We start from the raw sequence: 20,484 nt of genomic DNA on the forward strand, positions 1-20,484 counted from the left end.
CTCCATGATCTCAAGCGGCTTTCCGGCGGCAACGGCAACGGCGGCTCGCGTCTTCATGAGGCACTCCTCCCAGGGCAGTCGAAAAACTTCACGTTCCGGCGGACGTGACGCCCGCCGGACAACAAAAAATACCGTTTCCAAGCCGTAGTGAGGTCGCAATAATCGAACGGTCTAACTCATAAGTCTATTCTACCAAGGTCCCCCCACCCTTCACCTGTTTCAAGGTGGCCACCCGATAGACGTGTCGCTTGATCTCGAGGATCAACCCGGAACTTTCCGCGCAGTTCGGTATGCCGTGATCGACTTGATCGCCGGCGGCGGCGAATAGGACTAAAGCAGAAGTGGCAGGTCAGCTTACAAGGTTTGATAAATCCAACACGTCCGCTAAGTTTTCGGCGGGCACCTTGGCTTGGCGCTGGTCCGATAGGATTGGACCCGGCACGAGAGTGGGTAATGTTATCGATGACGAGCGCGGTGCCGAGCACTCTCACGACCTTTTTGTGCTTTCTTTTCCTGGCCGCCACCATTTCCGGTGCGGCGGCTCAGGAAGCGAGCAAGCAACCGGCCGCAACGGCCAAGCCTGAAAAGAAGATCACCGAAATCAAGATAGGCTATTTGCGGGCATACGCGCCGCAGCTGACGCTTTCCCTGCTCGACCTGCCGCCAAGGGACGAGGGTGTTGCCGGCGCCAAGGTGGCGATCGGTGACAACAATACGACAGGAGCGTTCCTCGGCCAGAAATTCAGCCTCGACATCACCGAAATAAAGCCGGACGCCGATGTGGTTCAGGCTTTCGACGACCTGATCGCCAAGGGCGACCGCTACGTGGTCGCGGACCTCTCGGCCAGGCAGCTGCTGTCCATCGCCGACATCGCGCGCGACAAGGGCGTCCTGATCTTCAACATCGGCGCCACCGACGACAGCCTGCGCGAGGAGGACTGCCGCATAAACGTCTTCCACATCGCACCGACGCGCAGCATGCTGGCCGACGCGCTGGCGCAATATCTCATGGTGAAGAAATGGCCGAACTGGGTGCTGCTCTACGGCTCGCATGAGCAGGACCATCTCTACGCCGATGCGTTGCGCCGCGCGGCTGCCCGTTTCGGTGGCCAGATCGTGGCGGAGAAAGAGTTCAAGGACTCCGGCACGGCAAGGCGCACCGACACCGGCGCCACGCAGATCCAGCAGCAGATTTCCGTGTTCACGCAGGACCTGCCGGAGCACGACGTGGTGCTGGTCGCCGATGAGAGCGAGGTATTCGGAACCTATGTGCCCTACCGCACCTGGACGCCGCGGCCGGTCGCGGGCACGGCCGGGCTTGTCGCGTCGTCATGGCATCCCGCGAGCGAGCAGTGGGGCGGCATCCAGATGCAAAGCCGGTTCCTGAGGACGACGGGCCGGCGAATGTTGTCCAAGGACATGTCGGCCTGGACGGCCGTGCGGGCCGTCGGCGAAGCCACCACGCGCACCAATGGCGACGATCCGAAAAAGATCGACGACTATATCCGCTCGGACGATTTCTCGGTCGCCGCCTTCAAGGGCCAGAAGCTGACTTTCCGCAAATGGAACCTTCAGCTGCGCCAGCCGATCCTGCTCAGCGACGCCAAGTCGGTCGTCTCGACCTCGCCGCAGGAGGGCTATCTCCATCAGGTTTCCGAGCTCGACACGCTCGGCGTCGACCAGCCGGAGACGAAATGCGCCCTTAAGTAGAAAGCAATCGGGAGGAAAATCGGTGCAAGGACGAGCTTGTGCACTCGCCTTTCTCGCGACCGGCCTCATGGCGGGTCCGGCATCGGCCTATACGGCCTATGTCTCCAACGAGAAGGACAACACCATGACCGTCGTCGACACGGCGACGATGAAGGTGGTCAAGACCGTCGATGTCGGTCAAAGGCCGCGCGGCATTGCGATTTCGCCCGACGGCAAGTTCGTCTATCTGTGCGCCAGCGACGACGACACGGTCCAGATCATCGATACCTCGAGCCTTCAAATCGTGGGCGATCTGCCCTCCGGGCCCGATCCTGAATTGTTCGTGCTCTCGCCCGACGGCAAGACGCTTTATATCGCCAACGAGGACGACAATCTGGTGACCGTCGTCGATGTCGCGAGCAAGGCGGTGCTCTCGGAGATCCCGGTCGGCGTCGAGCCAGAAGGCATGGGCGTCAGCCCCGACGGCAAGACCATGGTCAACACCTCCGAAACCACCAGCATGGCCCATTTCATCGACACTCAAAGCCATGAGGTGACCGACAACGTCCTGGTCGACACGCGCCCGCGCTTCGCCGAATTCAAGCCCGACGGCTCCCAGGTCTGGGTCAGCGCCGAGGTCGGCGGCACGGTAAGCGTCATCGACAACGCCAAGCGCCAGGTGGTGAAGAAAATCCAGTTCGCGATCAATGGATTGCGGGCCGAGACCATCCAACCCGTCGGCATCGCCATAACCGCCGACGGCAAGAAGGCCTATGTCGCGCTCGGCCCGGCAAACCATGTCGCGGTGATCGACACCGAAACCTACGAAGTGGAAAAATACATCCTCGTCGGCCAGCGCGTCTGGCATCTCGCCTTCACCCCCGACCAGAAGACGCTGATCACCACGAACGGCAACTCGAACGACATCACCTTCATCGACACCGCGACCGATGAACCGGTCCAGTCGCTCACCGTCGGCCAGCAGCCATGGGGCGTGGCCATATCGCCCAACTAGCGATATCCCAAGCAAGCCAGGAGGTTCGTTCCATGAAGACCAGTCGCGTGATTGCCTTCGCCGTTCTTGTCGGACTGCCGGTTGCCCCGCTCGCGGCCAGTGCCGACGACGATGATGCCCCGAAGGTGACGCGATCCAGCAAGAACCTCCCCGAGCTGGTCCTGGGCTCGGACAAATCCAGCTACGACGTCAATCGGACCGATTTTGAACTGGTCGCCGGCCAAGGCTATCGCTGGAAAATCACATCCCACGGCGGCTTCGAATACAAGTTCATGACCGATCTCTGGCGCAACGTCTGGATCGACCAGATCGTCATAAACGATCTCGAAGTGCACATGGCCGGCGCACCGGCCTGGCTCGAATTCGACGATGCGGGAACCATATTGGTTCAGTTCCACACCGTGCGCCCTGGCGAATACACGTGGTCTGTCCCCGACCTTGCCGACAAGGGCCTGAAGGGAAAGATCACGATCAAATGAGGACCGGCAGATGAGGACCGGGCGCAGATGAGAACAGGGTGATGAGCGTGCAGCATGTACGGACAGGCGGTTCGGGAAATGAGGTGGCGGCGCTCGACGTCGTCGGCGTCAGCCATTCCTACGGTCCCAAACGGGCGCTGAACAACGTGTCTTTCTCGATCGCGCCGGCGACCTTTACCGTTCTGCTCGGCCTCAACGGGGCGGGCAAGACAACCTTGTTCTCGTTGATCAGCCACCTTTACGACACCCGCCACGGATCGATCCGCATCTTCGGCCATGACATCCGCCGCGCTTCCGGCGAAGCGCTCAGATGTGTCGGCATCGTGTTCCAGGCACGTACGCTCGACCTCGATCTCAGCGTGTACCAGAACCTCTCCTATCACGCCTCGCTGCACGGTATCGGCGGCGGCGAGGCCCGGCAGCGCATCGCCGCGCTGCTCGAGACGGTCGACATGCAGGGCCGCGAGCATGACAAGGCCCGTTCCCTCTCAGGCGGTCAGATGCGACGGATCGAAATCGCCAGGGCGCTGCTCCACCGCCCCTCCCTGCTGCTGCTCGACGAGGCGACCGTCGGTCTCGACGTCCAGTCGCGCGCCGGCATCCTGGCCACCATCCGCAGGCTCGTCGAAATCGAAGGCATCGGCGTTCTGTGGGCCACGCATCTGATCGACGAAGTCGACGACGGCGACCATGCCGTCGTGCTGCGACAGGGCAACCTTGTCGCCAGCGGCACGGTGTCCGATCTCATCCAGGCCAGCGGCGCCGATTCGATCCGCGACGCCTTCTCGAAGCTCAACCGCGCAGAGACGGCCGGCATTGCGGAGATTTCGCCATGAGCACGTCCGCGATGCCGCAAAAACTCGCCTCCGTCACGCCGGTGAGATCCGGCGCGTTCGGCCTGCGCCACTATCTCGTCTGCCTCAAGGGCATCGTCCTGCGCGAGTGCCTGCGTTTCCTGCATCAACGCGAGCGCTTCATCTCCTCGCTGGTCAGGCCGCTCGTCTGGCTGTTCATCTTCGCCGCCGGCTTTCGCCAGGTGCTCGGCGTCTCGATCATCCCGCCCTATAAGACCTACGTCCTTTACGAGGTCTACATCACGCCCGGCCTGTGCGGCATGATCCTTCTGTTCTCGGGCATGCAGTCTTCGCTGTCGATGGTCTACGACCGCGAGATGGGCAATATGCGCACCCTGCTTGTCAGCCCGTTTCCGCGCTGGTTCCTGTTGGTGTCCAAGATGCTCGCCGGCGTCGCCGTATCGATCGCGCAGGTCTACGCGTTCCTGATCGTGGCCTGGTTCTGGGGCGTCAAGGCGCCGCCCCTTGGCTACCTGTTCGTGCTGCCGGCGCTGTTTCTGTCGGGCATGATGCTTTGCGCGCTCGGGATGCTTTTGTCCTCTGTGATCAAGCAACTCGAAAACTTTGCCGGCATCATGAACTTCGTCATATTCCCTGGCTATTTCGCCTCACCCGCCTTGTATCCGTTGTGGCGCATCCAGGAAGCCAGCCCTCTCCTCTACAAGATCTGCATCGTCAATCCGTTCACCTACGCGGTCGAACTGATCCGCTTCGCTTTTTACGGTCAGGTCGATTGGGTGTCGCTGGGCGTCGTCGCCGGATGCACGCTGCTGTTTCTGGCCGGAGCCATCATCGCCTACGACCCCTCGCGCGGCCTGATGACCCGCAAGCAGGATACGGGAGGAAATGCCTGATGAGGAGGATGCTTGCTCGCAGCCTTGTTGTGGTCGCCATGCTAGCGCCGGGCGCAAATGCTGGGGCGGCGACCGCCGATCCGGACTGGCCCTGCGTCCAGCGCAAGGTGCCGCAATTGTCGCTCGGCCAGGTCTGGAACGGGCCGGACCTTCCACCGTCGGCCAAGGACTGGTCAAACGACGCATCGGTCTCCGCCCTTGTCGAGGACGTCTCGGCGCGGCGGTTGCCGCTCGGCGACGCTCAGAAGGAGATCAGGGATTTCGCGGCATCGCTTCCGGCCGAGCAGCTTGCGCCGAAAATGGCGATGCTCGTGCAGGGCATGTTCGACCACATGGACGCCGAGCGTTCGCACGTCATTTCCGGCATTTCCCGCTATGCCCACAGGCAGCTCGAAATGGCCGCCGACTTGCGCAAGCAAGCGTCCGACGTCGATGCGTTGCGGGCAAAGCCCGACGCGGATCAGGACGAGGTCGAGCGGCGGACCGACCAGCTGAATTTCGCGACGCGGATCTTCACGGAGCGCGCGCAATCACTGACCTACGTCTGCGATGTGCCGACGATAATCGAGCAGCGGCTTTACCAGCTGGCCAAGACCGTCTCGGAGACGCTTGCCGCGAAGAAATAACTCTTCCTGGAATTGCTCTAGCTGCTCCGGCCGGGCAGCACGCGCCAGCGCTGCACGAAATAGCCGGGATGTGTGTCCAGCCAATGCGCGACCAGCGGCTGCGCCTGCATGAAGGCCACTCCGGGATTCATGGCCAGGCCGTCCGCCATTTCCTCGCGTTGCTCACAGGTCTGCGGCACGGTCGTCATGCAGACCATCATCACGATTGTATAAAGCATTGCCCCTTCCCCTTCGAAATCCCGAACCCCACGCCGGGACGCATGGCGATTTGCCTGCAGGGTTGGCTGCCCTTCCGCCTTGTGTGAATTGCTGCCCTACCCTTCCATTAGCAACAGGAAATATATCATGCGGGCCCGCAGACCACCATGGCGATGACCTCTTGCTCACGCCCTTCCCCAACCTTTTCGCACGATCCCGACAGTCGATATGTCAGGCGTTTCACTTGGGCCGCCTTGCAGGCCTTCTCGCTTGCCGTGTCGGCGCTGCTTCACCCGCTTCGGCGTGTGGATACAGTTTGCCGAACAAGGGCAGGTAAGTCGCGCCCTTGCGCATCAGGAAATCGTTGAAGGTCGCCATCGCCGGCGAGATCACGTGATCGGTGCGCATCACCGAAAACCATTGCCGGCGGATCGGCATGCCGGCCACGTCGAGAATGACAAGCCGACCGGCTTCGGTTTCCGCGGCGATGGTGTGGGCGGAGATGAAGGCAATGCCAAGGCCCGCCATCACCGCCTGCTTGATCGTCTCGTTCGACCCCATCTCGACGCCGAGATCGTCGATCCGGCCAGGCACGTCGCTCAGGAATATCTCCAGCGAGATGCGCGTGCCCGAGCCTGGCTCGCGGATCAGGAAATGCTCCTCGGCGATCCTTTCCTTGGAAATGTCGCGTGCCGAAACCAGTTTGTGTTCGGGCGGCGCGATGATGACCAGCGGATGGTCGCCGAAGACCGAAGCGCGCACCGAAACTTCCTTGGGTGGACGGCCCATCAGCGCGATGTCGATGTCGTGATTCTTCAGCCTGTCTATCGTTTCGGCTCTATTGCCGATGGCAAGCCGCATGTCGATGTCGGGATGCTCCTTCATGAAGCCGGCCATCAGCCGCGGCGCGAAATATTTGGCGGTGGAGACGACGCCGAGTCTCAAGCTGCCGGTACGCACGCCCTTGATGGCGTCCATCTCGTCCTCAAGCATGCGCAGCCTCTCCTCGATAGCCTGCGCCGCCTCGACGAAGGCCAGCCCTGCGGTAGTAGGACGCATGCCGTCCGACGTCCGGTCGAACAGGGCCAGCTGGAACTCCTCCTCCACTTGTCGCAACTGGATCGTAACCGCTGGAGGTGAAAGGCCTAACACCTGGGCCGCGCTCACGATTTTCCCGTGGCTGACGATGGCCTGGACGGTCTTGAATTGCTTGAGCGTGAGATTCCTCATGCAGCATACTAAATTATTTTTAGCGCATTGGTAAAGTTATTAAATTTTACTTATCATGGATCGTTTGGTTTCATCGCTCCATCCGGCGCCTGGGAAATACGCCGGACCGGGAGGTTACGATGCCAGCGGCAACGCTCGACGCTTTTCTGAATTCCTATCTCGGCGACCAGCCGGACGAACGCCGATCCGCGGTCGTCGCCACCGTCCGTCAGTTCACGCAGGCGGCCACCAAGGTCCGCAATGCCATCAACCAGGGGGCGCTCGGCGCCGCTTTTGCCGGGACCCGCGGCGCCAATGCCGGCGGCGATGTCCAGAAGGATCTCGACGTCTTCGCCGACGACATCTTCCTCGACGCCATGCGTCGCGCCCCGGTCGCGCTCTATGCCTCCGAGGAGCTGGAGCAGCCTGTCCTGCTCGACAGGCAAGCCCCCCTCGCCGTCGCCATCGACCCGCTGGACGGCTCTTCCAACATCGACACCAACGTGTCGGTCGGAACGATTTTCTCCCTCCTCCCTGCAATTGGCGCGCCGGACGCCGATCCGGCCGCCTCCTTTTTGCAGGCAGGGGTGAGCATGCTGGGCGCTGGCTTCTTCATCTACGGGCCGCAGTTGGCGCTCGTTCTGTCGCTCGGCAGCGGCACGCACGTCTTCGTGCATTCGACCAGGCTGGGCACCTTCGTCCAGGCCTACGAAAGCCGGATCATTCCGGAGCGGACCCAGGAGTTCGCCATCAACGCCGCCAACTACCGCCACTGGGACGAGGCCGTGCGCCTCTATGTCGACGACTGCCTGGAAGGCACCGAAGGCCCACGGGAGAAGGATTTCAACATGCGCTGGATCGCCTCGCTGGTCGCCGAATGCTACCGCATATTGATGCGCGGTGGCGTGTTTCTGTATCCCGGCGACCAACGCCGGGGTTATAGCCAGGGACGGCTTCGGCTGGTCTATGAGGCCAATCCGATTGCCTATCTGATCGAACAGGCGGCCGGTGCCGCGACCGATGCGATCACCCGCATCCTGGAAATCGAACCCGAGAGCCTGCACCAGCGCGTACCCGTGGTCTTCGGATCCGCGCGGGAAGTCGCGCGGATCGCCCGCTACCACACCGAACCCAGCGCCATCGGCGAGCGTGCGCCGCTGTTCAGCCGCCGCGGACTCTTCAGAGCCTGAGCGGAACCATGTCGGCGAAGCACCCCATCATCACCATCACCGGATCGTCGGGCGCGGGCACGACCTCGGTCAAGCGCATCTTCGAGATGATCTTCCGGCGCGAGAACATCGAGGCTGCCTTCATCGAAGGCGACGCCTTTCATCGCTACGATCGCGCTGCGATGAAGTCGGAGGTCGCCAAGCAGGAAGAGGCCGGCAACCCGAACTTCACCCACTTCCATGCCGAGGCCAACGAGCTCGAGATCCTCGAGGGGGTTTTCGAGCAATATGGCCGCCGGGGGAGCGGGAAGACCCGCACCTACATCCATGACGAGGATGAGGAGAAGCACTACGGCACACCGCCCGGCCATTTCACCGAATGGCGCGAATTCGCGCCGAGCGACCTGCTCTTCTACGAAGGCCTGCATGGCTGCGTCGTCACCGACAAGATCAACCTGGCCAGGCACGCGGACCTCAAGATCGGCGTGGTGCCGGTCATAAATCTCGAGTGGATCCAGAAGATCCATCGCGACCGCGCCACGCGCGGCTATTCGACCGAGGCGGTGATGGACGTGATCCTGCGCCGCATGCCGGACTATGTCCGCTACATCGTCCCGCAATTCTCGCAGACCGCGATCAATTTCCAGCGCGTGCCGATCGTCGACACGTCGAACCCGTTCATCGCGCGCTGGATCCCGACCCCCGACGAATCGATGCTGGTCATCCGCTTCGCCAATCCCCGCGGCATCGATTTCCCTTACCTGCTTTCAATGATCCACGACTCCTTCATGTCGCGGCCGAATTCCATAGTGGTGCCGGGTAACAAGCTCGACCTTGCCATGCAGCTGATCCTGACACCGCTCATCCTGCAATTGATCGAACGCAAGAAACGTGTGTCGTGAGGAGGATGCCATGACCAGCCTGGCAGCATTGAAGTCCGCGGCCGCCATGTCCGAGAGCGATATGGCGAACGCCATCCGCGCGCTGGCCATGGACAGCGTGCAGAAAGCAAGTTCCGGACATCCGGGCATGCCGATGGGCATGGCCGATGTCGCGACGGTATTGTTCAGCCGCTTCATCGCCGTCGACCCGGCGGCTCCGGACTGGCCCGATCGCGACCGCTTCGTGCTCTCGGCCGGGCACGGCTCGATGCTGCAATACGCGCTGCATTACCTGCTCGGCTACCAGGACATGCCGATCGAGGAGTTGCAGCGGTTCCGTCAGCTGGGCAGCCGTACCGCCGGGCATCCAGAGCATGGCCACGCGCTTGGCATCGAGACGACGACCGGTCCGCTCGGACAAGGCATTTCCACCGCTGTCGGCATGGCACTAGCCGAACGCATGCTTGCGGCCCGCCACGGCGCCGATCTCGTCGACCACTACACCTATGTGATCGCCGGCGACGGCTGCCTGCAGGAGGGCATCAGCCACGAGGCGATCGACCTCGCTGGACACTTGAAGCTCTCCCGCCTGGTCGTGCTTTGGGACGACAACGCGATCTCCATCGACGGACCGACCTCGCTGTCGACATCGATGGATCAGCCGGCCCGGTTCAAAGCCGCCGGATGGCATGTGCAGTCGGTGGACGGCCACGACATGGAAGCCGTCGCCGCGGCGATCGAAGCCGCGCGGCGGTCGGACCGGCCGTCGCTGATCGCCTGCCGCACGGTGATCGGCAAGGGCGCCCCCAATCTCGGCGGTTCGGAAAAGACGCATGGCGCGCCGCTGGGCGATGCGGAGATCGCCGCGACGCGCGAAAACATCGGCTGGGCCCACGCGCCGTTCGAGGTGCCGGACGACATCCTTTCGGCCTGGCGCGAGATCGCCGAACGCGGCCAGGCGGCGCGGCGCGCCTGGGAGCGGCGGCTTGCCGCCTCGCCGCGCCGAGAGGACTTCGAGCGCGCGCTTTCCGGCAAGCTGCCCGATGCGGTCTTCGAGGCGCTGGACGCCTTCCGCGCGGAGCATGTCGAGAAGGCGACCAAGGTCGCAACGCGCAAGGCCTCCGAAATGGCGCTCGCCGCGATCAACGGCGCAACCGAGCTGACGGTCGGCGGCTCCGCCGATCTCACGCACTCGAACCTGACGATCACCAAAGGCATGGATCGCATCGTGCCCGGTGGTTATGCCGGCCGCTACATTCATTACGGCATCCGCGAGCACGGCATGGCCGCAGCCATGAACGGCATCGCCCTGCATGGCGGGTTCGTGCCTTATGGCGGCACCTTCCTGTGCTTCGCCGACTACGCGCGCGGCGCGATGCGGCTCTCGGCGCTCATGGAGCAGCGCGTCGTCTATGTGATGACGCATGATTCCATCGGCCTCGGCGAGGACGGGCCGACCCATCAGCCGGTCGAGCATCTGGCGATGCTGCGGGCTACGCCGAACCTCAACGTCTTCCGCCCGGCCGACATCATCGAAACGGCGGAGTGCTGGGAACTGGCGCTGAAGAGCGGGACGCGGCCGAGCGTGCTCGTGCTCTCGCGCCAGAACCTGCCGATGCTGCGCCGGGCACACAGCCACGACAACCGGTCCAGCCGGGGTGCTTACGTCTTGCGCGAGCCCTCCGCGCACCGCGCCGTGACGCTGATCGCGACCGGCTCGGAGGTCGAGATCGCCGTTGCCGCCGCCGAGCGGCTGAAAACCGGACATGGCATCGCCGCCGCAATCGTCTCGATGCCGTGCTGGGAATTGTTCGAGGAACAGGATGCCGACTATCGCAAGTCCGTACTCGGTTCAGCGCCGCGCGTTGCCGTCGAGGCGGCCGCCCGTCTCGGCTGGGACCGCTGGATCGGCGACACAGGCGCTTTTGTCGGCATGACCGGCTTCGGCGCCAGCGCGCCCGCCCCGGACCTGTACCGGCATTTCGACATCACACCCGAAGCCGTCGCCACGGCGGCGCTGAAGCTCATCTTCTAGGAGGACCGACAATGGCCCGCATCACCCTTCGCCAGCTTCTCGACCATGCCGCCGAGCACGGTTACGGCGTGCCGGCATTCAACATCAACAACATGGAACAGGGCCTCGCCATCATGGAGGCGGCCAGGGCCTGCGACGCGCCGGTGATCATCCAGGCCTCGCGCGGCGCGCGCTCCTATGCCAACGACATCATGCTGTCCCGGATGATGGAGGCGTTGACCGAGATCCATCCAAACATTCCGTTGTGCATCCACCAGGATCACGGCAACAACGAAGCCACCTGCCTTTCGGCGATCCGCCACGGCTTCACCTCGGTGATGATGGACGGGTCGTTGATGGCGGACGCCAAGACCCCGGCGAGCTACGCCTACAACGTCGCCATCACCGAACGCGTCGCGCGCATGGCGCATTGGGTCGGCGCTTCCGTCGAAGGCGAGCTCGGTGTGCTCGGCTCGCTGGAAACCGGCCAGGGCGAGGCCGAGGACGGTCACGGAGCGGAGGGCGCGCTGTCGCACGACCAGCTCCTGACCGATCCCGATCAGGCGGTCGACTTCGTGACCGCCACCCGCGTCGATGCGCTGGCCATCGCCTGCGGCACTTCCCACGGCGCCTACAAGTTCACGCGCAAGCCGGACGGCGACATCCTGGCCATGCAGGTGATCGAAGCGATCCACGAGAAGCTGCCGAACACGCATCTGGTCATGCACGGTTCGTCCTCGGTACCGCAGGAGCTGCAGGACATCATCAACAAGTATGGCGGCGAGATGCCCCAGACTTTCGGCGTTCCGGTCGAGGAGATCGAGCGCGGCATCCGCTACGGCGTGCGCAAGGTCAACATCGACACCGATTGCCGCATGGCCATGGCCGGGCAGTTCCGCCGCGTAGCTATGCAGGACCCGCGCGAATTCGATCCGCGCAAATTCCTGAAGCCCGCCATGGACGCCTTGCGCGATCTCTGCCGCGATCGCTTCGAACGCTTCGGCACCGCGGGCAACGCCTCGAAGATCAAGGTCATCGCCATGGACGAGATGGCCAAACGCTACGCCGCGGGAAAGCTCGACCCGCAGATCGAAACCGCGAAAGCCGCCTGAGCGGCGGTCCGCCAAGCAAGGAAAGGACCAGCCTGATGCCCAACAAATCCGAAACCGTCACCGGCAAGGACCGCTACAGATCCGGTGTGATGGAATACAAGAAGATGGGCTATTGGGAGCCCGACTACGAGCCCAAGGACACCGACATAATCTCGGTGTTCAGGATCACGCCGCAGGACGGTGTCGACCCGATTGAGGCGGCGGCAGCCGTCGCCGGCGAATCCTCGACCGCAACCTGGACGGTGGTCTGGACCGACCGGCTGACGGCGAGCGAAAAATACCGCGCCAAGGCCTATCGGGTCGACCCCGTGCCGAACGCGCCCGGACAATACTTCGCCTATATCGCCTACGATCTCGACCTGTTCGAGCCGGGCTCGATCGCCAATCTTTCGGCCTCGATCATCGGCAACGTCTTCGGCTTCAAGCCGTTGAAGGCATTGCGGCTGGAGGACATGCGCTTTCCCGTCGCCTATGTGAAGACTTTCCAGGGCCCGGCGACCGGCATTGTCGTCGAGCGCGAGCGCCTCGACAAGTTCGGCCGCCCGCTGCTCGGCGCCACCGTCAAGCCGAAGCTCGGCCTTTCGGGCCGCAACTACGGCCGTGTCGTCTACGAGGCGCTGAAAGGCGGGCTCGATTTCACCAAGGACGACGAAAACATCAACTCGCAGCCCTTCATGCATTGGCGCGAGCGTTTTCTCTACTGCATGGAGGCGGTCAACAAGGCGCAGGCCGAGACCGGCGAGATCAAGGGGACCTATCTCAACGTCACCGCCGCCACCATGGAGGACATGTACGAACGGGCCGACTTCGCCAGGGAACTCGGCTCCAACATCGTCATGATCGACCTCGTGATCGGCTACACGGCGATCCAGTCGATGGCGAAGTGGGCGCGCAGGAACGACATGATCCTGCACCTGCATCGCGCCGGGCACTCGACCTACACGCGGCAGAAGTCGCACGGCGTTTCCTTCCGCGTCATCGCCAAATGGATGCGGCTTGCCGGCGTCGACCACATCCATGCCGGCACCGTCGTCGGCAAGCTGGAAGGCGACCCGGCAACGACAAAGGGCTACTACGACATCTGCCGCGAGGACCATAACCCGATGCGGCTGGAGAACGGCATCTTCTTCGACCAGCACTGGGCCTCGCTCAACAAGCTGATGCCGGTGGCGTCGGGCGGCATCCATGCCGGCCAGATGCATCAGCTCATCGACCTGCTCGGGGAGGATGTGGTGCTCCAGTTCGGCGGCGGCACCATCGGCCATCCGATGGGGATCGCGGCCGGCGCCACCGCCAACAGGGTGGCCCTCGAAGCGATGATCCTTGCCCGCAACGAGGGTCGCGACTACCTGCGGGAAGGGCCTGAGATCCTCGAGCGCGCCGCTCGCTCATGCCTGCCGCTGCGACAGGCTCTCGATGTCTGGAAGGACGTGACATTCAACTACGCCTCGACCGACACGCCGGACTTCGTTCCGGTGGCAACAGCCGCCGAATAAGGAGACAGACAATGCGCATAACCCAAGGGGCCTTTTCCTTCCTGCCCGACCTGACCGACGATCAGATCCGCGCGCAGGTGCAGTATTGCATCGACAACAAATGGGCCGTCAGCCTCGAGTTCACCGACGACCCGCACCCGCGCAACACCTATTGGGACATGTGGGGCCACCCGATGTTCGACAATCCCGACGCGGCGGCGCTGATCATGGAGCTCAACGCATGCCGCAAGCTCTATGGCGATCGCTATATCCGCGTCGTCGCCTTCGATTCCTCGCAGGGCTGGGAATCGGTGAAGCTCTCCTTCATCGTGAACCGCCCGGCCGAGGAGCCCGGCTACCGGCTCGACAGGCAGGAAACCGCGGGCCGCATGATCCGCTACACCACCAGGCCCTACGCCGCCGACAGGCCGGCAGGGGCGAGATACGGCTGATCATCGCGACAGGAGGAAAATGCCATGCCGGCGCCAGCCTTAGCCGAAACGCAAGTGCCGCAAGCCGCCGCCCCGGCGGCGATCGATCTGCGCGAGGAATTCGAAACGTCCGGCGTCAAGGACGTCCTGGCCGAGCTCGACCGCGATCTGATCGGGCTCGCCCCGGTCAAGCGGCGCATCCGCGAGACGGCGGCGCTCCTGCTGGTCGAGCGGGCCCGCCGCCGCATGGGTCTCGCGCATGAAACGCCGACGCTGCATATGAGCTTCACAGGCAATCCGGGTACCGGCAAGACGACCGTCGCGCTGCGCATGGCCGACCTGCTGCATCGCCTGGGCTATATCCGCAAGGGCCATCTGGTTTCGGTTACCCGCGACGATTTGGTCGGCCAATATATCGGCCATACGGCCCCGAAGACCAAGGAGATCCTGAAGAAGGCGATGGGCGGCGTGCTGTTCATCGACGAGGCCTATTATCTCTACCGCCCCGAGAACGAACGGGATTACGGGCAGGAAGCGATCGAGATCCTGCTGCAGGTGATGGAGAACCAGCGCGACGATCTCGTCGTCGTCCTCGCCGGCTATGCGCAGCGCATGGATCGCTTCTTCGAAAGCAATCCGGGATTCCGTTCACGCGTCGCCCACCACATCGATTTTCCCGATTATTCCGACGACGAGCTTCTCAGGATCGCGGAACAAATGCTCGAAAAGCAGAACTACCTGTTCGACACCAAGGCAACCGCCGCAATGGCCGACTACATCGCGCGCCGCCGCGCGCAGCCGCATTTCGCCAATGCCCGCTCGATCCGCAACGCGCTCGACCGGACACGGCTGCGGCAGGCCAACCGCCTGTTCGAAAGCGCCAGGGGACCGCTCGACGCCAAGGCGCTGTCGACGATCTCCGCCGAGGACATCACCGCCAGCCGGGTCTTCGCGCTGAGCTCCGGCGAAGGAGAAGGCAAATGACCGCAAAGACCATCATCGCCCCTTCCGTTCTGTCGTCGGATTTCTCGCGGCTCGGCGACGAGGTCGAAGCGGTCGCGCGGGCGGGCGCCGACTGGATCCATCTCGACGTGATGGACGGACATTTCGTGCCCAACATCACCTTCGGCCCGCCGGTGATCAAGGCAATCCGCAACCGAACCGACAAGATCTTCGACTGTCATCTGATGATCGCGCCGGCCGATCCCTATCTCGCCGCCTTCGCCGACGCCGGTTGCGACATCATCACGGTGCATGCCGAGGCCGGGCCGCATCTCGACCGCTCGCTGCAGGCGATCAGGAACCTCGGCAAGAAAGCCGGCGTGTCGCTCAACCCGTCGACGCCGGAAAGTGTCATTGAATATGTCCTCGACCGGCTCGACCTGGTGCTTTTGATGACCGTCAATCCGGGTTTCGGCGGTCAGGCCTTCATTTCGGCGGTCATCGACAAGGTCAGGCGTGTCAAGGCGCTCGTCGGCCAGCGTCCGATCGACATCGAGATCGACGGCGGCGTCACGCCCGAGACGGCTCCCCTTGTTACCGCGGCCGGCGCCAATGTCCTCGTCGCCGGCTCCGCCGTCTTCAAGGGTGGCGCCGAGGCCGCCTATCGCGCCAATATCGGCGCGATCAGACAGGCGGCCGACGGAGCGGTCCGACGAGCCGCATGAACCACTTGCGGAGGATGACATGGCGGCAATCCCACCGGTCTGCGATTTCGGCTGGCAAGGCGTCGACGCCGTCTTGCCCGGCATCGACGGCAAATCGCATTCGATCTTCGGCCAGGCCGGACCCAACGGGCTGGTCGTCGCCTTCATCTGCAATCACTGCCCCTATGTGAAGGCGGTGATTTCGCGCATCGTGCGCGATGCTAACGACCTGAAGGCCGAGGGGATTGGCTTCGTCGCGATCAACGCCAATGACGCCGACGCCTATCCGGATGATTCCTTCGACAACATGAAGCTCTTCGCCAGGGCGAACGCCTTCAGCTTCCCGTATCTTCACGACGAGTCGCAGGCGGTGGCGCGCGCCTATGGCGCCGTGTGCACCCCGGATTTCTTCGGCCTCAACGGCGAGCTGACGTTGCAATATCGTGGCCGGCTGGATGCATCGCGACGCGAGGCCGGACCGCCTGGGCTGAGACGCGATCTGCTGGAGGCGATGAGGCAGGTTGCCCGAACCGGTAACGGACCGCGCGACCAGATCGCTTCGATCGGCTGCTCGATCAAATGGAAGGAAGCCGCATGAAAGGCGCAAGCAAGCCGTTTGGGTCGCCAAGGGCGATCCTGTTCGATCTTGACGGCACGCTGATCGATTCGGCGCCCGACATCGCGGCGGCCGTGAACGAGCTGCTGGCCGGCCGCGATCTGCCGCCGCTCGGCGTGGATCGGGTCAGGGCGATGATCGGCGGCGGTGTCATGAAATTGGTCGAGCGGGCTTTCGCCGCCTCGGGGTCGCCGCTTGCCGGCAGCGCTCTCGAGGAAGCCAATCGCGATATGGCGCCGATCTATCGCAGACATCTGACCGGCCTGACGAGGCTGATGCCTGGCGTCAGGGAAGTTCTCACCCACTTCCATCTGAACGGAACGGCCATGGGCGTCGTCACCAACAAGCCGCAATTGGCGACGCGCGAAATCCTGCTGCATTTCCACTTGACGGAATATCTCGGCGCGATCGTCGGCGGAGATGCCGTGACAAAGCTGAAACCGGCGCCTGACGCTCTACTTCTGGCGCTCGACCAGCTTGGGGTCGAACCATACGAGGCGCTGATGGTTGGAGACAGCATCAGCGACGTCGGCGCCGCGCGCACGGCCGGCATGCCGGTCGTTCTGCTGCGCGGCGGCTACACGCATGTCCCCGTCGAGGAGCTGGGCGCGGACCTCGTGTGCGACAGCCTGCTCGATCTGCCTTCCGCCATGCGGAGGCTACAAGCCGCTGCCTGAAGCGCGTCGCGATTAAAGAGGCGGTCTCCGTCCGATCGCGATCGAACGGCCCGCTCTAAGCCTTCACTTCGAGAATTGCCCCTACTTTGAGAACTGCTTGAGATAGGCGATGACGTTGGCCACGTCCTTGTCGTCCTTGAGGCCGACAAACGCCATCTTCGTGCCTTTCACCATGGCCTTCGGATCATGGAGATAGGTCGTCAGCGTCGGTTCGTCCCATTTGACGCCGGACTTTCCAGCCGCGACCATGGCCTGGGAATAACTGAATCCCGGATGCGTGCCGGCGGTGCGGCCGATGACCCCGTTCAACGACGGACCGACCTTGTTCTGGTCCTTGTCCGCGATGTGGCAGACCTTGCATTTGGTGAAGACCTTCTCACCCGCCGCCGCATCCTGCGCGTAGGATTGGTTCGTGATCAAAGTCACCAGAAATACAACGGCGAAAAATGCGATAGCACGCATGGCAATTCCTCATTAACCGTCAAAATGCCCGGCGCCAGCAAAAAGCTAACCGGCGGATGGCGGAAGTCAATCGTACGAAGGTCCAGACTCCGGCATTCGAGAGAGCCTATCCTGTACTTTCGCCTTTGTTGACGGTCTTGGGACGAGCGCGTAGCGTCATCATTCTGGATTCCCAAGGGCACCTCGGGATATCGCTCAGCCTGGTTTTCATTCGGGCTGAGATTTGCCAAGGCAATGGGGCGGCGGCATTTCGCCAAAGCGGGCGTCTTCGCGCGCAAGAGGTGCTGAATGAATATGGTCGACCTCATATTGACGGTTTGCCTGAGTGCCAATCCCGGCGATTGCCGAGACGAGCATCTCTATTTCGAAAGCCGCGGCTCCCTGTTCCAATGCATGATGCTGGCGCCCAGCGAAATCGCGAAATGGTCGCAGGAACACCCGGCCTTGAAGGTAAGGCGGTGGAAATGCGCTTTCCCGACGAAGGACCGAGAGATCTGACCGGCGCCCCTGGTTTGTTGCAGTTCCGGGAGGATGCAGCATGATTTCGCGGCGGGAGACGCTTCGTTTGGCGGCCCTTGGAACAGTGGCGATTATCGGCTCGCACCCCATCGCCGCCTCCGCCGCGTCCAAGCTTCGCATTGGCGTGCTGAAGTTCGGCACGGTGAGCTGGGAGCTCGATACGCTGAAGCAGCACAAGTTCGACGCCGCCAACGGGATCGATCTGGACGTCATCAATTTCGCCGGGGAGGATGCGACCAATGTGGCGATGCTGGCAGGCGCGATCGACATGATCGTGACCGATTGGCTGTGGGTCTCGCGCCAGCGCTCGGAGGGCGGCGACGTGACATTGGCCCCCTATTCGACCGCCGTCGGGGCGATCATGGTGAAGGACGCATCGCCGATCCGCACGATCGCCGATCTGAAGGGAAAGAAGATCGGCGTCGCCGGCGGAGCGCTCGACAAGAGCTGGCTGCTGATACAGGCGCTGGCCAGGCGCGATCACGGCATCGACCTGCCGGCGGTCAGCGATGTTGTCTTTGGCGCGCCGCCGCTGATTTCGCAAAAGGCCATTCAGGGCGAGCTCGATGCCGTGCTCAATTTCTGGCACTTCTGCGCCAGGCTCGAGGCCGACGGCTTTCGTCGGCTGATCGGTGCCGGCGACGCGCAGATGGCGCTCGGAGCATCGGGTCCGGTATCCGCGCTCGGCTATGTCTTCCACGACAAATGGGCGAACGAGAATCCGCAAGCCGCCCGCGGTTTCCTCAAGGCTTCCGCGCAGGCCAAGGATCTGCTGGCAAGGTCCGACGAAGAGTGGCTGCGCCTCGCGCCGGTCATCCGCGCGGACGGCAAGGAGCTGGCCAAGCTGCGCGACCGCTACCGCGAGGGCATTCCCAGGCGGCCGGTCGCCGAGGAGGCGGTCGATGCCGGCAGGCTCTATCGGGTGCTGGCCCGAATCGGCGGCGAAAAGCTGGTCGGCAGCGCGCCGGAGATGGCGCCCGGCACATTCTGGCGGGAGCCGTCGCAATGACCGCAAGAGACGGCGGCGATCGCACGCTCGGCGAAGCGGCCGGCATCTCCAGCCGTTCCAGCTCCGCTGCGACGGTGATGCCCGCGCTGACGGTGACGATCTCCCTGCTCGGGCTTGGCCTGCTGTGGAGCCTGGCGGCGAATACCTGGCCGAGCCGCGCCTTTCCGGGACCAGGTGAGGTCTGGCAGGTGTTGCTGAGAGAGGCGGCGAGCGGCGACCTTTTCTACCACCTCGGCGCAACGCTGGGCCGGGTCGCCGCCGCATATTTCGTCGCGATGATTGTCGGATCGGCGATCGGCATCCTCCTCGGCAGCTACCGCCGCGCGGACCGGTTCTTCAACCCCTGGGTCATCCTGTTCCTCAATATCCCCGCGCTGGTGATCATCGTGCTGGCCTATATCTGGTTCGGCCTCAACGAGGCGGCGGCGATAGGCGCGGTCGCCGTGAACAAGATCCCGAATGTCGTGGTGACCATGCGCGAGGGCGCCAGGGCGCTGGACCCGAGTTACGCCGAAATGGCGGCCGTCTACCGCTTCGGTCCCCTCGACCGCCTTCGCCATATCCTGCTGCCGCAATTGCAGCCCTATCTGGCCGCGGCCTCGCGCTCCGGCATCGCCCTCATCTGGAAGATCGTTCTGGTGGTCGAACTGCTCGGTCGCTCCAATGGCGTGGGCTTCCAGATCCATCTCTATTTCCAGCTTTTCGACGTCGCCGCCATTCTTGCCTACACGCTGGCATTCGTGGCGGTGATGCTCGTGATCGAACTTCTTCTGGTGCAGCCCGTTGAACGACATGCAACCCGTTGGCGCCGCCGCCCCGCTTAGGGTCGACATCGCCGAAAAAACCTTCAGGTCCGCGCAGGGCGTCTCGGTCATGGCGCTGAAGAACCTTTCCTTCGAGGTCCAGCAAGGCGAATTCGCCTGCCTGCTCGGGCCATCGGGCTGCGGCAAGACCACGACGCTGCGCATTCTGCTTGGGCTCGACAGGCAGTTCTCCGGTTCTTTCCAGTTGCCCGAAGGCGGCTCGAACCGCATAGCCGCCGTGTTCCAGGAACCCACCTTGCTGCCCTGGCGCACGGTGGAACAGAATGTCAGGCTGGCGCTGCCGAAAGACCTGCGCGCGAAAAATCTCGACGCGCTGTTTGACACGCTCGGTCTCGCCGGCATGCGCTCGCTCTATCCGGCGGAGCTTTCGCTAGGCCTTGCGCGAAGGGCGGCGCTTGCGCGGGCCTTCGCGACCGAGCCGGCGGTGCTGTTCCTCGACGAGCCCTTCGTGTCGCTCGACGGACGGACCGCCGGGCAACTCCGGCGCCTGCTTCTCGACGTCTGGTCGGCCAGGCCTACGACCGCCCTGATGGTGACGCACAACCTGACCGAGGCGCTGACGCTGGCGGATCGCATCATCGTGCTGGCGCCGCGGCCCTCGCATGTGCTCGGCGTTTTCGACATAGGGCTGCCCAGGCAACACCGCGGCCCCGACGCGACGAACGGCCTTTTGCGATCATTCCATCAGAAATTTCCGGGCGTGACCTGAGCGCCCTGGTCTATGC

General features: G+C 63.4%; 22 protein-coding genes. 19 read left to right on the top strand and 3 right to left on the bottom strand.

Features of this window, described 5'->3' with window-relative positions; all coding sequences use genetic code 11:
• Positions 1-462: 462 nt before the first annotated feature.
• From FJ956_RS00005 to FJ956_RS00030, 6 genes are all read left to right on the top strand, one after another.
• Positions 463-1,710, top strand: coding sequence for an ABC transporter substrate-binding protein (locus tag FJ956_RS00005; protein ID WP_140677802.1), 1,248 nt, complete (start codon positions 463-465; stop codon positions 1,708-1,710).
• A 67-nt stretch (positions 1,711-1,777) separates the two neighbouring features.
• A complete protein-coding gene (locus FJ956_RS00010; RefSeq protein ID WP_181170202.1) occupies positions 1,778-2,704 on the top strand; it encodes a YVTN family beta-propeller repeat protein in 927 nt (308 codons plus the stop codon).
• Between the two features lie 32 nt (positions 2,705-2,736).
• Entirely contained in the window at positions 2,737-3,183 is a 447-nt protein-coding gene (locus FJ956_RS00015; protein WP_140677545.1) for a hypothetical protein, read from the top strand.
• A gap of 41 nt (positions 3,184-3,224) precedes the next feature.
• Complete coding sequence (locus tag FJ956_RS00020; protein WP_181170203.1) at positions 3,225-4,019, top strand: ATP-binding cassette domain-containing protein; 795 nt, start codon at positions 3,225-3,227, stop codon at positions 4,017-4,019.
• Between the two features lie 11 nt (positions 4,020-4,030).
• Positions 4,031-4,891, top strand: coding sequence for an ABC transporter permease (locus tag FJ956_RS00025; RefSeq protein ID WP_181170208.1), 861 nt, complete (start codon positions 4,031-4,033; stop codon positions 4,889-4,891).
• Positions 4,891-5,517: a hypothetical protein gene (locus FJ956_RS00030; RefSeq protein WP_140677551.1), complete on the top strand. Its 627-nt coding sequence runs from the start codon at positions 4,891-4,893 to the stop codon at positions 5,515-5,517. The genes FJ956_RS00025 and FJ956_RS00030 overlap by 1 nt, the downstream gene beginning before the upstream one ends.
• A gap of 17 nt (positions 5,518-5,534) precedes the next feature.
• On the opposite strand, the gene FJ956_RS00035 is transcribed toward FJ956_RS00030, so the two are convergent.
• Together FJ956_RS00035 and FJ956_RS00040 are read right to left on the bottom strand one after the other, a co-directional pair.
• The gene (locus FJ956_RS00035; RefSeq protein WP_140640301.1) at positions 5,535-5,735 is read right to left on the bottom strand and encodes a hypothetical protein; all 201 of its coding nucleotides are present in this window, start codon (positions 5,733-5,735) and stop codon (positions 5,535-5,537) included.
• Between the two features lie 220 nt (positions 5,736-5,955).
• Positions 5,956-6,945, bottom strand: coding sequence for a LysR family transcriptional regulator (locus FJ956_RS00040; protein ID WP_140677554.1), 990 nt, complete (start codon positions 6,943-6,945; stop codon positions 5,956-5,958).
• A 119-nt stretch (positions 6,946-7,064) separates the two neighbouring features.
• On the opposite strand from FJ956_RS00040, the gene FJ956_RS00045 reads away from it, so the two are divergent.
• From FJ956_RS00045 to gph, 10 genes are read left to right on the top strand one after another with little or no spacing between them, the layout of a single operon-like run.
• Complete coding sequence (locus FJ956_RS00045; protein ID WP_140677556.1) at positions 7,065-8,114, top strand: class 1 fructose-bisphosphatase; 1,050 nt, start codon at positions 7,065-7,067, stop codon at positions 8,112-8,114.
• Positions 8,115-8,122: 8 nt separating this feature from the next.
• Positions 8,123-8,995, top strand: coding sequence for a phosphoribulokinase (locus FJ956_RS00050; RefSeq protein ID WP_140677558.1), 873 nt, complete (start codon positions 8,123-8,125; stop codon positions 8,993-8,995).
• A gap of 10 nt (positions 8,996-9,005) precedes the next feature.
• Positions 9,006-11,009, top strand: coding sequence for a transketolase (gene tkt / locus FJ956_RS00055; RefSeq protein ID WP_140677561.1), 2,004 nt, complete (start codon positions 9,006-9,008; stop codon positions 11,007-11,009).
• A gap of 11 nt (positions 11,010-11,020) precedes the next feature.
• A complete protein-coding gene (gene fba, locus FJ956_RS00060; RefSeq protein ID WP_140677563.1) occupies positions 11,021-12,100 on the top strand; it encodes a class II fructose-bisphosphate aldolase in 1,080 nt (359 codons plus the stop codon).
• A 35-nt stretch (positions 12,101-12,135) separates the two neighbouring features.
• Positions 12,136-13,596, top strand: a complete 1,461-nt coding sequence (locus FJ956_RS00065) for a form I ribulose bisphosphate carboxylase large subunit (RefSeq protein WP_140677565.1) — start codon at positions 12,136-12,138, stop codon at positions 13,594-13,596.
• Positions 13,597-13,607: 11 nt separating this feature from the next.
• Positions 13,608-14,027: a ribulose bisphosphate carboxylase small subunit gene (locus FJ956_RS00070; protein ID WP_140677567.1), complete on the top strand. Its 420-nt coding sequence runs from the start codon at positions 13,608-13,610 to the stop codon at positions 14,025-14,027.
• 24 nt (positions 14,028-14,051) lie between these two features.
• A complete protein-coding gene (cbbX, locus tag FJ956_RS00075; RefSeq protein WP_140677570.1) occupies positions 14,052-14,990 on the top strand; it encodes a CbbX protein in 939 nt (312 codons plus the stop codon).
• On the top strand, positions 14,987-15,673 hold the full coding sequence (gene rpe / locus FJ956_RS00080; RefSeq protein WP_140677572.1) for a ribulose-phosphate 3-epimerase: 687 nt from the start codon (positions 14,987-14,989) through the stop codon (positions 15,671-15,673). Before cbbX ends, rpe begins: the two co-directional genes overlap by 4 nt.
• A 19-nt stretch (positions 15,674-15,692) precedes the next feature.
• The gene (locus tag FJ956_RS00085) at positions 15,693-16,250 is read left to right on the top strand and encodes a thioredoxin family protein (RefSeq protein WP_140677574.1); all 558 of its coding nucleotides are present in this window, start codon (positions 15,693-15,695) and stop codon (positions 16,248-16,250) included.
• Entirely contained in the window at positions 16,247-16,945 is a 699-nt protein-coding gene (gene gph, locus FJ956_RS00090) for a phosphoglycolate phosphatase (RefSeq protein ID WP_140677577.1), read from the top strand. Before FJ956_RS00085 ends, gph begins: the two co-directional genes overlap by 4 nt.
• 81 nt (positions 16,946-17,026) lie before the next feature.
• Here the strand turns inward: gph and FJ956_RS00095 are convergent, their stop codons facing one another.
• On the bottom strand, positions 17,027-17,407 hold the full coding sequence (locus FJ956_RS00095; RefSeq protein ID WP_140677579.1) for a cytochrome c family protein: 381 nt from the start codon (positions 17,405-17,407) through the stop codon (positions 17,027-17,029).
• A gap of 538 nt (positions 17,408-17,945) precedes the next feature.
• Between FJ956_RS00095 and FJ956_RS00105 the strand changes: the two genes are divergently transcribed.
• The 3 genes from FJ956_RS00105 to FJ956_RS00115 all read left to right on the top strand — a co-directional run bounded on the left by FJ956_RS00105 (position 17,946) and on the right by FJ956_RS00115 (position 20,468).
• Positions 17,946-18,935, top strand: a complete 990-nt coding sequence (locus FJ956_RS00105) for an ABC transporter substrate-binding protein (RefSeq protein ID WP_140677586.1) — start codon at positions 17,946-17,948, stop codon at positions 18,933-18,935.
• Positions 18,936-19,012: 77 nt separating this feature from the next.
• A complete protein-coding gene (locus FJ956_RS00110) occupies positions 19,013-19,759 on the top strand; it encodes an ABC transporter permease (RefSeq protein WP_140677806.1) in 747 nt (248 codons plus the stop codon).
• Complete coding sequence (locus FJ956_RS00115) at positions 19,728-20,468, top strand: ATP-binding cassette domain-containing protein (RefSeq protein ID WP_140677808.1); 741 nt, start codon at positions 19,728-19,730, stop codon at positions 20,466-20,468. The genes FJ956_RS00110 and FJ956_RS00115 overlap by 32 nt, the downstream gene beginning before the upstream one ends.
• The last annotated feature ends 16 nt before the right edge of the window (positions 20,469-20,484 follow it).

It is taken from the genome of Mesorhizobium sp. B2-4-3 (assembly GCF_006442815.1).
Lineage (GTDB): Bacteria > Pseudomonadota > Alphaproteobacteria > Rhizobiales > Rhizobiaceae > Mesorhizobium.